This window comes from Amycolatopsis sp. NPDC003731, from assembly GCF_053586895.1.
This window is the reverse complement of record NZ_JBSFNC010000002.1, coordinates 49178-63257: the sequence shown is the minus strand read 5'-3', so window position 1 is coordinate 63257 and position 14080 is coordinate 49178. Positions and strand designations below refer to the sequence as shown.

Below are 14080 nucleotides of genomic sequence, written 5' to 3'. Positions count from 1 at the left end.
CTAATGCCGCGGGTACCGCTCGATCCAGACGTCGCCGAGCGCGCTGAGCGCCGAGTGCCGGTCGAAGTGCCAGTAGGCGTCCGAAGCGACGTTCTCGACCAGGTACCGCAGCTCCAGCTGGTCGACCCACTTCTGCGGCAGCCCGGGGATCCCGGTGCGCGCCCCGAGCAGCGCCCCGGCGATCGCCCCGGTGAGCGCGCTGCGGCCGGAGTGGTTGACCGCGCGAAGCAGCGCCTGCTCCGGGTAGTTCTCGAAGCCCGACAACGCGGCGAAGGCGCGTCCGAGCACCGACAGCGTCGTCTTGCCGTCGCCGATCAGCTCGGGCATCCGCAGGTCGGGTAGCCCGTGCTCGCCGAAGAACGGCACCGACTCGGCGACCAGGTCCTTGATCGCCGTCCACTCCGGGCCCTGCTGGAACTGGTTGTCCGGGTTGAGCACCTCGCGGCTGGTGTTCCAGATCGGGAAGCTGAACGCCTCCTTGGTCAGCGCGTGCTCGAACAGCCAGGTCAGGTAGGTCGCGGCGGTCAGGTCCTGCTCGTCGGGGTGGGTGACGCCGGCCAGCTCGCGCACCGCCTGCCGCGCTCCGCCGCTGAGCCCGCTGCCGGGGCCGGCCATCGTCAGCGCGGCGGGCAACGCGGGGATCAGCGCGGCCGGGCCGCTCATCGGCGGCGCCCCGGCCGCCCCGGTCGCGAGCTGGTGGTAGGCGTTGAGCTCGGCGTCGTCGATGTCACGCCGGGCGTGCAGGTCCGGGACCTGCACGAGCCATCCGTCGATGGCGTCCATCGGCGCGCCCTGGGTGCGCAGCCAGCGCTGCAGCGCCCCGCGGACGACGTCCGGGAAGAGCTGCTCGGCTTCGCGGGATTCCGGCTGCTCGCGGTGCGGGCTGCGGATGACGGCCTCGGTGTAGAAGAGCAGCCGCTGCGTCAGCGAGCCGATCCGGCCGGGCTGGTCGTACGCCGGGATCAGGTCGGTGACGCCCTCGATGCCGAACTTCGCGTGGATGTCGTGCAGCATCATCCGGTCGACGGCCGCGCCGAGGGCCTCGCCGAGCGCGAAGCCGACGTACGCGCCCGTGACGCGCTGCCAGCCGTAGCGGAAGCCGTCGAGGTCGCGCTCGAAGTACTTGCCGAACGTGTCGAGCCGCGGGACCGTGCGGCCGGCGTTGTCGTACGCCGGGGCCAGGCCGTTCGCGCGCAGGTCGTTGGGCTTGCTGCGCGGCGGCTCCGGCATGTTCAGCCGCTTCAGCCAGGACTCGCCGAGCACGGTCTTCGCGCACTCCTCGGCGGTCAGCTCGAAGCCGCGCCGGCGGGCCTTCTCGGCCGCCAGGAGCGGCGGTTTCACCGGATCCGGCAGGCCCATCCGGGACGCGGTTTCGGTGGCGACCCGGATGAGGTCCTCCTCGGCCTCCGGGCAGCGGCCGTGCACGTCGATGCGCGGCTCGTGGCGCGGGAACCGCTGGACGATCTCCGCGAGCTCGCCGCTGGAGACGTCCTCGATGGTCGTCGGACCGCCGTTGATGACCAGGTTCGGCGGGTGCTCGAACTCGGCGAGCGTGGCGACGTCGACCTTCCACCAGCCGTGCTCGCGCGAGGGCAGGTGCCGGGTCGAGCTGAACACCTTGAGCTCGTTGCGCTCTTCGGCGAAGTAGAACCGGTCGGTCTTGCCGGTCTCCAGGTCGAGCGGGACGTACACCTCGCACCGGATCAGCCCGATGAGCAGCAGTTCCCGGGTCAGCCAGCCGACGCTGCCGAACGACAGCAGCGTCTCCAGGGTGTTCTCCGGCTTCGGGTAGCCGCGGCGGATCGGCCCGGCCTTGTACTCGGGGTTCTCGCGCTCCTCGCCGGTCTGGTTGCCGTCGGCGTCGACCTTCACCCAGCCCGCGACGGCCTGCAGTGGCACGCCCAGCTCACCGAGCCCGGCCTTGACGTACTCGGGGTCGACGACCTCGCGCCAGTTCTCCTGGCCGGGGAACGCCACCGGCACGGACAGCCCGCCCGGGTGCGGGTGCGCTTGGCGCAGCTCGCCGTCCGGTTCGCGGACGACGACCGACGGCGGCGGGAAGATCTCCTTCTCCGGCCGGCCCTCGTCGAGGAACGCGATGGTGTTGTAGGGCACCGACCAGCCCTCGGGGATGCGCAGCACCTTCTCGGTGTCCACCCGCAGCCCGGCGGGGCCGGAGACGTCCGGGCCGTGCACCGCGCGCAGCCACTGGCCGACCTTGGCAATCGCTTCCGCCGCTTCCACCTACTCGATCCTCTCCAGGCTTCCGTCGGACTCGTGCTCGGCGATCGTCTTCGGCAGCACGAAGGCCACCGCGCCACCCGGCAGGTTCGCCCACGGGACCGTGATGCCGGTGATCACGTGCAGGGGGCGTCTGAGCCGGTAGCTCCGCCGCACCCGCTCGCGTTCGAGCGGCAGCGACGTCGTGGCGAACCGTACCTCGCCGTGGTGAACGAGATTGCCCGGTTCCTCGCCGAACCGCAGAACGACCGTACCCGCCACCAGCCTGGTGATGCGCTTGTTGCGGAGCAGGGTGAGGGGAGGCTCACCCGGCGCCGGGTGCACCGGCCAGTCGTCGAGCTCCTTCGCGGTTTCCAGCGGCGTTTCGTGCCCGGCGGTCATCCGGGCGGGGTGCAGCAGCAACGCGCCCAGCAGTTGCTGCGCGGCGTACTCGAGCCGGGCGAAGTACTTCGGTTCGCGAGGCTTCCCGCCGGCGTACGCGGCGACCTCCCAGCCGTCGGGCGTGTAGTTGAGGCACCAGGCGCCGTCGGCGCGCTCGCCGACCCGGTACGCCTCCGGCCACACCCCGTGTTCGCCGAGCCGCTGCACCAGCACGGTCAGCAGCTCTTCGTCGTCGAGCTGCGGGTGCGGCGTGGTCTCCAGCTCGGCGACGACGTCCCCGGCGGTCTTCTTCACGTCGGCGCGGCCCGGCTTCGGCCGCGGCTTGCCCAGCAGGTCCGCCTCGGCCGTCCGCCGGACCAGCGGCTCGACGTACGGCGGCTGGAAGTGGTGCCGGCGGATGTGCGCGACGAGGTCGGGCTCCGGCGGCACGCCGTGCTTCGCGAGCAGGAGCGGAACGGCGTCGGACCAGATCCAGGTGCCGTCGGTGTGGAAGCGCTCGTCCTCGGTCTCGTGCACGACGGCCTCGCGTTCGAGGTACTGGAGCACGAGCGGGACCTCGGTGTCGGTCAGCGGCGGCCGCTCGACGTCCGGGCCGCCGACGTCGGCGTGCCGGAACACCACGCCCAGCGGCAGCTGCGCGCGCAGCCGCCACCAGTCCGGGATGTGCTCGTCGGCCCGCGGGAACGCGGCGAGCTCCTCCGGCCAGGCGGCCGGCTCGGGTGCCCCGGTCCACACCGGATCGTCGTCGAGCGCGAAGTCGAAGTCGAAGCTGCCGTCGGGGTTCAAGGCGAACCGCGCCTGCAGCCAGGTGCCGCGGCCTTCGGTGTACATCCCGGCCCGCAGCTCGGTGAAGATGCCGGCCAGCTCGTCCGGTACCGCCGTGTTGTGGCCCGCGGTCTCGGTGTGCTTCCCGACCTGCCGGAAGTCGGCGACGGCGGGCACCTCGGCGTTGACGCGGTGCTCGCGCACGAGCTTTCCCAGGCGCACCAGGAGAGTGCGCTGCTCGTCTGCTGAAAGTCGATGTTCCACGTGAATCATTGCGCCAACGTCGAGGTGTAGCCGAAGGTCGGCGGCTCGCCGGCGTCGAGACGCGCGAACTCGTCCTCCCACATCCGGAAAGTACGGCGGTACAGCGAAACCTTGAGCGCGGCCTCCTCGCGGCTGAGCGGTCGCCCCTCCTCGCGGGCCACCGAGTGCATGGCGCTGATCGTGTCGTAGAGGGCGAAAATCGGTCCCCCGCCGCGGAGGTAGTCCCGTCGCAGGTCTTCGGTGCGGATGACGAACTGCTGCTCGGTCAGCGTCCCGATGTCCCCGGCCTGCGCGAACAGGACGTCGTCGATCTTGTCGTTGTCCTCGACGAACCGCCCGGTCCGCAGGCTCAGGATGGAGCCGGCCAGCCCGCCGTCGGCCGTCTTGTCGAGCCGGTACGGGCTGTCGTGGTGCCGGAAGTACGCCGGCGTCTCGATCGTCATTGCTCGGGCCTCTTGTTCAGCGCTTCCCAGAACTTCTCCCGCTCCCGCTTCAGCAGGGCGTTGATCAGGGCCTGCTCTTCCACGGTGTACGGCCGCGGCCGCTTCTTCCCGGTCTCGGGGTCGGGTCCGGGGCCTTCGTCGACGGCCCGGGCCTTGATGTCCCGGCGGACCTCGTAGAGCGCGTGGTCGTAGGCGGAGACGGCGTCGACCGCCTTGAGGTGCAACCGGAACTCGGCGACGTGCCCGTCGATCCGGACCTTCATCTGCAGGTCGCTGTACCCGGCGGGCTGCGGTTTCACGAACCGGTCCTCGAACTCGACGATCTCGATGTCGTCGCGCGCCCGGATCTTCTCCAGGGCGGCGTAGAGCATCTCGATCCGGTCGAAGCGGACGATGCCACCGGCGATGTCGGTCAGCCGCGACGGGTCGCCGCCGTAGTTGGACTCGATCTTGTCCTCGGCGCGGCCCCGGCCCTTGAGCGTCTTGCGCAGGTCCGGCTCGCCTTCGGTCTCGGCCGCGATCTCCGGCACGACCTCGCGCAGCTTCGCCATCGCGACCTCCGCGCGTTCGTAGACACCGTCCAGGTACTTCTTGAACTCCGTCGCGTTGCCGAGGTGTTCCCGCGGGTAGGGCGGCTGACGGCGGTCGGCGTCCTCGTACCGGGCGTTGTCCGCGGTCGCTTCCCCGGACACCCGCCGCTCGGTCTCGCCCAGCTCGAGGTGCTGGGGTTCCGCGGGGATCTCCTCCGGGAGCGTGCCGTGCTCGCGCTGCTCGTGGACGTCCCGCAGGGAGTCCTCGAAGATCCGCACGGCCTCGTCGTGCGCGAGCAGGTTGCCCAGCGCGAGCGGCCGCTTGGCCAGCGAGTCGGCGATGTAGGCGTTGGCCTCGTCGCTCAGCAGCCGGACCAGCTCGGGCCGGTTCGGCAGCTGCGCTTCGAGGTAGTCCTTGAGCGGGCCGAGGTCGTGGGCGCGGCCGAGCTCGTCCTTGGCTTCGACGTGCGCGTTCGCCAGGTCCGGGTGGGCCAGCGCGGCCTGGAGGTCTTCGCGGCCGAGGAAGCGGTCCGCGCCCACCGGCTCCGCGGCCCCGTAGCCTCCGTGCGCCTCGTGCTCGGTCTGACTGTGCTCGGTTTGGGCGTGCACCTCGTCCGGCGTGCCGATGTGCATCAGCTTGACGCTGGTCGCGGGCTGCGGCAGGTGCATCAGGTCGCCGGACTGCGGGTCGATGAACGCGACCCCTTCGCGGGTGTGCACGACCATCGCCACGTGCCCGTACTCGACGCCGTTCGGGCCCGGGTACTTCACCGCGACCACGGCGTGGTGGTCCAGCGGCTTGTCCCGCATCTCGCGGATGACGTCGTCGTAGCCGCCGCGCTCGGAGAACGTCTCCCCGAACCGGCCCTCGAGGTGTTCGAGCGTGCCGCGGCTGCCCATTTCGTGCGGCAGGATCGGCTCGGCCGTCATGTCGCCGCCGCGCTGCCGGTCCATGTACGCCTCGGGACCCCGCGTGCAGTTCGTCAGGTAGCCGTTTTCGAAGGCTCCCGGCTGGTGGAAGCCCGGGTTGACGTCGCGCAGGTGCGGGTGGCGGTCGTGGACGTAGGCCGCACGCTCGGACGGCGTCGTCCCGCCGGCGTGGATGGCGGGTTCGGCGGGCGGGTTGGTGGCGCGGGCCAGCCGCGAGTAGTCGTGCACCGACACCGGGGGCGGCGGCGGTGCCGCGGGAGCGTCCTGGACGTCGTGGACCGACTGGTGCTCCGGCTGCGGCGTGACGTGCTCCGGCTCGCCGAGGCCGCCGAGCCGTTCCATGATCGCGGCCTGCTTGCGGCGCTGGAACTCGGCCGCGTTGTGGTCGTTCTCGGCGCGGCGCTCGGCCATCTTCTCGCGCGCCGCCTCGGGTTCGAGGTAGCGCGGGTGGCCGGGCCCGATCTCCTCGGCCACGATGACCCACTTGCGGCGGCCGTCCGGCCCGATCTCCAGCCGCTTCTCGTGCACCAGGAGCTGCGTCCCGGGCGGCGACAGCGATTCGCGCTCGCCCGGGTTCTCGGCGAGCTTCGAGATGTCGCGCAGGTTGTCCGACCGGACGTGCAGCTCGATGTCGTCGCCGAACTTCGACGTCGAGAACTCGTCGGTCTTGATCGACGCGCTGGAGAACGCGGGCTCGACGATCACCGAGCCCGGCTCGTACGGCTTGGCGACCATGTCCGCGAGATGCGGATCGCCGCCGACGTCGTAGGCGCGGATGGTCTCGCCGGACTCGGGCGCGATCTGGTTGAGGCCGTCCATGATCGCGCGCGTGTTCTGCTGCGCGAGGTCGAAGCCGGGGTGGCCGGGCCCGCGGCGCAGGGCCTCGTTGACGTCGTAGGCGTACTCGCCGCGGGTGTAGCCGTGCAGCGCGACGGCACCCTCGTCGGTGACCGGCAGCCCGGCGGCGTCCCGGCGGGCCAGCGCGCGGTCGTGGACCTGCTGGTAGATGTCCTCGTCGCCGACCGCCCGGCGGATGCTGTCGTGGTCGGCCGGGGTGCCGCGGTGCTCGCGGTCGAAGAGGTAGCCCTCGTCGTGCACGACGCGTTCGGACGGCGGGTTGAGCCGGTCGCTGATCGGCGCGCTTTCGACGACGTGGTGCGGCGGAGCGTCCGCGCCGCCGAGCGGCAGGGTATGGATCCCGGTGGCGTCGTGCGGCAGTTCGGCGAGCCGCCCGGTGACGGGATCGGCGAAGAGCACCCCGTGCTCGGTGTGCACGCCGGCGATGAGCCGCGACTCCCCGTTCGGCAGCTCGAAGGCCACGGCAGTCCGCGCGCCGACGGGACGTTCGCCGAGGTCACGGGCGACGTCGTCGAAGCTGCCGCGGCTGTCCCACGGTCCGCCGAGCTGTTCGCCCAGGCCCTGCTGCCGAGCCGGCCCGGCCACGACGTCCTCGCCGTTCATCCGCCGGTCGAAAGCGGCCATCGATTCGGCGGCGTTGGTCCGGTAACCGTTCTCGAGGCCGTCCGGGCTGTAGTGGTTGCGGGTGTTGACCGCACCGAGCTCGGGAACGGCGTCCCGCACGAGGCGAGCGTGCTGCTGCGGTGTCTCGACGGACCCGGCGTGCAGCACGGGCTGACCGCCCGGAGTGAGCGGTTCGGCGAGCTGCGCCCACCCCCCTTCCGGCTTCCCGGTGGCCGGCGGCCGCCGTTCGGGCAGCGGCTCGGCACCCGGGGGGTCGAAGGCGTTGAGCTTGCTGGCCAGATCACCGCTCGGTTTGTATTCGGGGTGCTCGGCGTAGAACTGCTCGAGCTCTTCGTCGGCTTCGCGCTGCCGGCGTGCTTCGTCGGCGCGTTCCTCGGCCCGGCGCTGCTCGATGGCCTCGCGGGCATCGGCCTCACCGAGGTGTCCCGGCTCCCCGGGCGCGACCTCTTCGGCGTGCACGATGTAGTGCGGCTCGCCGGGCTGACGCGGGTTGGCGTTGGGGTGCCCGGGGCCTTCTTCGATGCCGGTGATCTTGAACTGCGTCCCGGCCTTGAAGAGGACTTCGTGCTCGTCCTTGATGCTGGCCAGGTCCTCGACGTCCCGCCCGGTCTTGGACTGGATCCGCATCTCGACTTCGCCGGGGAACTTGCTGCGCGGGTGCTGCGCGTCGACCTTCGAGGAGCTGAGGAACGACGGTTCGGTGATGTGCGCACCGTCGTGGAACCGGGCGAGGAAGGCTTGCAGCCGCGAGAGATCGCCCTTGAAGTCGACCCGCCGCGAAACGACCCCTTCGTGCGGCGGAAGCTCGTTCAGCCCGGAGACCAGCGCGGCGGCCTGCGGGGCGAGGTGCGGAAGCTCGGGCCCGCCCATCCGGAGGGCGTGGTTGAGCGGGCCGACCATCTCGTACCGGGTGTAGGCGTGCACGGCAACGGCCCCGGCATCGGACATGCCGGGATGGGCGAGGTCCCGCTTGGCGAGCGCCTCCCGCCGGACCTGTTCGTGCCGCCACTCGCCATCGACCCGGCTGTGGTGCGCGGAGTCCATGAAGGTGTCCTCGATCCGCCTGATTCCGGCGGGATCGTCGGTGTGGAATCGAGGATCGGTGAGATAGGGCTCGTCCAGGCCGTAGTCGTGAGCTGCGGACGGTTCTTGGCCGGAGGTCACCGGCTCGGCGCCCTCGGCGGTGGCTTGCTCGGTGGGCCGCTCGTGAGCTCCTGCGTCCTGTGGTTCGCCTGCGTGGTCCTGCCCGGGCGCGTGCGGTTCGTCGGAGGCCTGCTCTGCCGACCGCTCGTGCCCGGCGGCAGTGTCGTCGATCGGCCGTTCTTGGGCGGTCGTGCCGTGCTCGGCCGTGGACGAGCTTTCGTCGGCGGGTCGTTCGTCCCCGGCCGTCCGCTGTTCGGCGGCCGGTGCCCGTTCGTCGGCGCGCTCCTGCCCGGGTGCGTGCTGGTCCGTCCGCTCGTCGGCGGGCTGCTCGGCGGGGCGTTCCCGGGCAGGCTCGCGCTCGGCCGTGGGCGAGCTTCCGTCCGCGGGCCGACCGTCAGCGGGCGTCCGCTGGTCGCCAGGCGTGCCGGGCTGCGTCTGCTCGGCGGGCGCAGGCGTACGCGAATCCGGCCGTTCGGCGACCGGCCTCTCCCGCACCGGCGACTGCTCGCCCACCGGCTGCGGCGTGTGCTCGGCCGGCCGCGGCTGCTCCCCCGTCCGCGGCGGTTCGAACGGCCCCCGAGGCGGCGCCAGGTGCTCCGGCGGCGGCCCGAACCGAGGAGGCGGAACCTGAGGCGGCCCAGCAGGCCGAACCGGCCCCAGCCGAGGATCATGCGGCGGCCGTCCCGGCGGCGGCGGCATCGGCGGCCGCCCACCCGGGTGCGGCCCGGGCCCCTGCGGACCCCGAGGCTGATGCGGATACCCAGCCGGCCGCTGCCCACCCTGAGGCGGCACCCGCCGCGGATCCTGAGGAGGCACCCCACCCTGCGGCCCCTGCCCGCCCCCATGAATCGGACGCCCCCCAGCCGGCAAGGAAGGCGGCCCACCCTGAGAACCAGGCGAACCCGAATGCGGCGGCAAACCGCCCTGCCCCCCATGAAGCGGCGACCCACCGCCTTGACCCGCCGGCCCACCAAGCGGCGATTGCCCGCCGCGCTGACCCCCGTGCGGCGGCTGTGCACCGGGCTGACCCACCGGCCCGCCGAGCGTCGGCTGCCCACCAGGGTGCGCCCCATGAATTGGCTGCGCACCGGGCTGAGTCGCCCGCCCACCAAGCGGCTGCCCACCGGGCTGTGCCCCCTGAAGTGGCTGTGCACCGGGTTGAGTCGCCGGCCCGCCGGGCAACGGCTGCCCACCAGGCTGTGCCCCGTGCGGCGGCTGTGCACCGGGCTGACTCGCCGGCCCCCCGACCGGCGATTGCCCACCAGGCTGCCCACCGTGCGGCGGCTGACCGCCCGGCTGCCTCCCGTGCTGCGGCTGTCCACCGGGGTGAGCCGGCGGCGCGCCGTGCCGAGGTGCCTGCCCGTTGAACGGGGGTTGCCCACCCGGCTGCGTACCGTGGAGCGGCTGAGCGCCGGATGGCATCGGCGGCCCACCGTGCCGGAGCGGGGCACCCGCCTGTGCCCCGTGCCGCGGTTGAGCGGTCTGCCCGCCGTGCGGCGGTTGCCCGCCCGGCTGCGTACCGTGCTGGGGCTGGCCACCCGGTTGCGGGCCGTGCGGCGGCTGGCCGCCCGGCTGCCCACCGTGCTGCGGCTGGCCACCGAGTTGCGGCCGGCCGCCTTGCGGGGGCTGGCCCCCTGGGCGATACCCACTCGGCGGCTGGCCGCCCTGCAGCATCCGGCGGGGGTCCGGCGGCGGAACCCGTCGCGGTTGGTCGCCGGCCGGCGTCCCGGATGGCCGGGGACCAGGGCCGCCCACTCCGCCGCCGTTCGGCAACCCGCCCGGCGGTGGGGGCGTGAAACCGGCCGGTGGGGGTGCCTGCTGCGGCGACGGTCCGTTCGGGAACGACCCCCCATCCGCCGCGAACGGCTGGCTCGGGCCGCCGGTGAAGCCGGCCGCTCCGACGTTGTCCTGGGGACGTCCGCCGCTCTGGCGGCCCGGCTCCGGGGCGAAGCCCGGCTGGGCCATTCCGTAGCCGCCCTGGGGTGACGTGCCTGCCGGCGATGGGTGGCTCGGGGCCGGTGCCTCGCGGTGATCCGGCTGCTGGTCCACGCTCGGCCGGGACGCCTCCGGTGCGCGGTGCTCGGCGACCGGCGGCGACGCGGCCGGCTGACTCTCCGCGCGCTGCGGCGGGTCGGGCTCCCGCCGGACCTCCGGCTCGGCCGCCGTCCGCGCTTCCGGCGACGACGGCGGTGCCTCACGCCGAGGTTCGTCGACGCGTGGTTCCGATGCCGTCTCGTGGCGTGGTTGCTCGCGTTCCGCGGGGGATTCCGAGGAACTTTCGTGGCGAGGTTCTTCACCTCGCGACTCCGGCGCGGATGCCGCCTCGTGGCGTGGTTGCTCGCTGCGCGTCTCGGGTTCGGCAGAGGCTTCCCGACGCGTTTCCGGCGCCGAGGAAGCATCCTGCCGAGGCTCCTCACCTCGCGACTCCGGCTCGGAGGCGCTCTCACGACGCGACTCAGGCTCCGACGAAGACTCGCCCCGAGACTCAGACTCCGAACCCGACCGAGACTCAGGCTCCGAACCTGACCGAGACTCCGACCCACCGGCCCCACCCGAGTCCCCATCCGCGTCCGCCCGCGGAATGTTCGCCTCGTGAACCGAGTGCAGCTGCTCCTTCGCGCCCCCGACGGCGCCCCCGACAGCCCCGCTCGAAGCGCCCATCAGCAGCTGCTCGGGCGTCAACGACCCCAGATCCCCGGTCACCGCCGCCTGGCCGACGGTCTGCGCCACGCCCTCGACCGCGCCCCGCGCCCCGGCCCGCATGGCCGCGTCCGCGACCTGGCCGCCCGCGCTGTGCGAAAGCCCCTCCGTCGCCCCGCGGCCGATCGATCCCGATGCCGCTCCCACGACGCCGCCGACCGCTCCCGAGATCGCCGCGTCCGACGTCTTCGACCAGTCCCAGTCCTTGCGGTCACCCTTCGCCATCTGCAGGCCCTGGATGCCCGCGTCCATGCCGAGGTTGATCGCCTCGTTCTTGAGGATCTCCATCCCGATCTTCTTGAGACCCTGCTTGAGCAGCTTCTCCAGCAGCTCCTTCGCGACCTGCTTGAACCCCTGCTGCGCCAGCTTCTCGAGCAGCTGCCGGAACAGCATCTGCACGGTCATCCGGGTCGCGATCTGGGCCGGCGCGATCCCCGCCGTCGAGCCGCCGAACGTCACCGCCGCCGCCGCGATCATCGCCGCGATCTGGGCCGCCAGGACGATCAGGGAAATGATGATCATGTACTTCGTGTATTCGACGTCCAACGCCGTCTGGTCACACGAATCGCCCAGGGCCTTCGCCGCGTCGGCCAGCTGCTTGAAGTAGGCCTCGTCGCCCTCGACGAACTTCTTCCACTGCTCCGCGAACGCGTCGGCGCCGTCACCCGTCCAGTTGTCGCGGATGCCGGACGCCGCCTGGTTGCCCGTCTCGGACACCGGCCCGATCGCCGACGACGCCGTGTGCCAAGCGTCCCGCAGCGCGCGCAGCTTCGTCTCGTCGCCTTCGGGCCAGCTCTCCCCGACGACGATCGGCAGCAGCCACTTGACCGCGTCGGGCATCTCCATACCCACGCGTCATTGCCCCTTGCCGAGCTGGGACGTCACGTCTTCGTCGGCCCCCGAAAGGGCCTTCATCGACTTGGCGACGTTCTGCTGCATCCCCCGCAAGCCCGCGACGAGGTTGGTGAAGCCTTCGACGGCGCCCTGCGCGCCCGGCACGTAGTCCTTGGCGAACTCCTTGCCGGACTCGTCGCCGCCCCAGCATTCGCCCTGCGCGGCGAGCGCGGACTGCAGCGCCTTCGCCGCGTTGTCGAGCGCGTCGGCCGCCGTCACCAGGCCGTTCGACGCGCGGACGACCGCGTCCGGCTCCGCGGTGAACCCGGAACCCCCGTCCGGCATCAGTCGCCCCTCGTCATCCAGGACGACGGTGGCTCCTCGTCGTCGTCACGCGGGGGGCGGACGCGCTTGGGAGCGGGTTTCGCGGCCGGCATCGGCGGCGCCTGCTCGTTGCGCAGGATCGAGCCGCCGTCTTCGAACGACTCGGGCCGCGGGGCGGGCGGCGGTTCCTCGTCCAGGAAGTCCGGGATCGGCGGCACCAGCCCGGCCAGCGAAGGCGCACCCTCGACCAGGTCGGACAGGTCGGGCAGCCCCTCGGTGATCGGCGCCATCAGGTCCGCGATCTTCTGCTTGACCTGCAACGATCCCTGCCGCACCAGCGACTGGACGGTGTTCGCGAGCTGCGCGGGCGTCGTGCGCTCGAAGGTGTTCGGGGCGAATTCGAGTTTCGCGAGGCTGCCGCCGGCGTCGATGGTGGCGCGGACCAGCCCGTCGGGGGAACTCACCTGGGCGGTGGTTTCGGCGGCCGCGGCCTGGGCGTCGCGCAGCTGCGCGGTCTGCCGCTCGAAGTTCTCCAGGAGGGTGTCCATCCGGTCCTTCATCGCGGCATTGCGTGCTTCGAGCTGCGCACGGTCGTCGCCCGCGGTGGTCACAGGTGCCCCCGGTGTCCCTCGAACCTACTAATGACTTGCCGTCACCCTAATGCCAATGGAGCAGTCCTCGTGACCGGTTCGGGTGTTTGCGTCAGCGAATCGCACGCCGCCGGGCGAGCGTGTACCCCGCTCCGCCGACGAGGTAGCAGACCGTCGCGGCGATGAGCAGGCCCGGCGAACGGCCGTCGTCCGGCACCACCAGTGCGCCCAGGGAAACCGCCGCGACCTGGGTGATGTTGAACAGCGTGTCGTACAGCGCGAACACCCGGCCGCGGGCTTCGTCCGCGACGTCGAGCTGGATCGACGAATCGACGCAGAGCTTGAGCACCTGCCCCGCGCCGGTGATCACGAACGACGCGGCCAGCGCGAGCGGCAGCAGCATCGGCAGGCCCAGCGCGGACTGGGCGATCGCCGCCAGCAGCAGCGACCCGAGCACCGCGCGCAGCCGCCCGAACCGGCGGATGAGCCGCGCGGTCAGCAGCCCGGCCAGCAGCAGCCCGGCTCCGGCGAGCACCGCCATCTGCCCGAGCCCGGGCAGGCCGGCGCGGAAGACGCCGTGGTCGGTGAAGTAATTGCGCATCAGCAGCACGGTGACCAGCAGCGACACCCCGAACGACGCCCGGTGCGCGAACAGCGCGATGAACCCGGCGGTGACACTGGGCGCGCGCCACGCGTGCCGGGCACCGTCCGCCAGGCCGCGCGCGACGGCGAGCACCGGGTTCGTCGGCTCGTCGACCACCGTCGGGCCGAGCACGCCGCGGGCGAAGCCACGCGCGATCAGCGCCGAGACCAGCGTGCCGAGCACCGCGAACGCCGTGGTCTCCGCCGAGCCGACGTCGTTGCTGCCGAACAGCGCCCGCAAGCCGATCGCGCAGCCGCCGCCGATGACGGCGACCACCGAACCGAGGGTCGTCGCGAAGGCGTTCGCCGTCACGACACTCTCTTCTTCCACCACGTGCGGCAGGGAGGCCGAAAGCCCCGAACCGATGAAGCGGGAGATGCCTTCCGCGGCCAGGGCCAGCGAAAACAGGCCCAATCCGCCGAAGCCGAATCCGACGGCGGCGGACGCGCAGACGATCGCCAGCCCGCGCAGGAGGTTCGCGAAGATCAGGACTTTCCGCCGGTCCCAGCGGTCCAGCAGCGCGCCGGCGAACGGGCCGACGACCGAGTACGGCAGCAGCAGCGCGGCGAACCCGCCCGCGATGGCCAGCGGGTCGGCGGCACGCTCGGGGTTGAAGAGGACAGCGCCCGCGAGGCCGGCGCGGAAGACGCCGTCGCCCCAGCTCGCGGCGAAGCGGGTGAAGAGCAGACGCCGGAAGTCCGGGTCCTTGAGCAGCTCCCGAGGGCCTCTTCGCGCGGTCGCCGTCCGGGCGCTGATCGTCACGGAGTCAAGGTTAAGGCCCGGTCGTGGGACGCAGGTCAAGAGATCTGG

At 72.3% G+C, this 14080-nt stretch carries 7 protein-coding genes and 1 pseudogene; all 8 read right to left on the bottom strand.

What is annotated here, in order from left to right; genetic code table 11:
• Complete coding sequence (locus ACWDN5_RS01370; RefSeq protein ID WP_449673820.1) at nucleotides 1-2244, bottom strand: ADP-ribosylglycohydrolase family protein; 2244 nt, start codon at nucleotides 2242-2244, stop codon at nucleotides 1-3.
• The gene (locus ACWDN5_RS01365; RefSeq protein WP_449673819.1) at nucleotides 2245-3660 is read right to left on the bottom strand and encodes a TNT domain-containing protein; all 1416 of its coding nucleotides are present in this window, start codon (nucleotides 3658-3660) and stop codon (nucleotides 2245-2247) included. It lies immediately after the preceding gene.
• Nucleotides 3657-4094 carry a hypothetical protein gene (locus ACWDN5_RS01360; protein WP_310968369.1) on the bottom strand — a complete coding sequence of 146 codons (438 nt, stop codon included), beginning with the start codon at nucleotides 4092-4094 and terminating at the stop codon, nucleotides 3657-3659. The genes ACWDN5_RS01365 and ACWDN5_RS01360 overlap by 4 nt, the downstream gene beginning before the upstream one ends.
• A complete protein-coding gene (locus ACWDN5_RS01355; RefSeq protein ID WP_449673877.1) occupies nucleotides 4091-8674 on the bottom strand; it encodes a toxin glutamine deamidase domain-containing protein in 4584 nt (1527 codons plus the stop codon). Before ACWDN5_RS01355 ends, ACWDN5_RS01360 begins: the two co-directional genes overlap by 4 nt.
• 2667 nt (nucleotides 8675-11341) lie before the next feature.
• Nucleotides 11342-11719, bottom strand: a pseudogene (locus ACWDN5_RS01350) (WXG100 family type VII secretion target); the annotation flags it as partial.
• 15 nt (nucleotides 11720-11734) lie between these two features.
• Nucleotides 11735-12058 carry a WXG100 family type VII secretion target gene (locus ACWDN5_RS01345; RefSeq protein WP_449673818.1) on the bottom strand — a complete coding sequence of 108 codons (324 nt, stop codon included), beginning with the start codon at nucleotides 12056-12058 and terminating at the stop codon, nucleotides 11735-11737.
• The gene (locus ACWDN5_RS01340) at nucleotides 12058-12648 is read right to left on the bottom strand and encodes a YbaB/EbfC family nucleoid-associated protein (protein ID WP_449673817.1); all 591 of its coding nucleotides are present in this window, start codon (nucleotides 12646-12648) and stop codon (nucleotides 12058-12060) included. Before ACWDN5_RS01340 ends, ACWDN5_RS01345 begins: the two co-directional genes overlap by 1 nt.
• 91 nt (nucleotides 12649-12739) lie before the next feature.
• Entirely contained in the window at nucleotides 12740-14032 is a 1293-nt protein-coding gene (locus ACWDN5_RS01335; RefSeq protein ID WP_449673816.1) for an MFS transporter, read from the bottom strand.
• Nucleotides 14033-14080 lie beyond the last annotated feature (48 nt).

Coding starts and splice junctions, on each gene's coding strand:
- ACWDN5_RS01360 (WP_310968369.1), bottom strand. CDS start 4,094: ATGACGATCGAGACGCCGGCGTACTTCCGGCACCACGACAGCCCGTAC.
- ACWDN5_RS01345 (WP_449673818.1), bottom strand. CDS start 12,058: ATGCCGGACGGGGGTTCCGGGTTCACCGCGGAGCCGGACGCGGTCGTC.
- ACWDN5_RS01365 (WP_449673819.1), bottom strand. CDS start 3,660: ATGATTCACGTGGAACATCGACTTTCAGCAGACGAGCAGCGCACTCTC.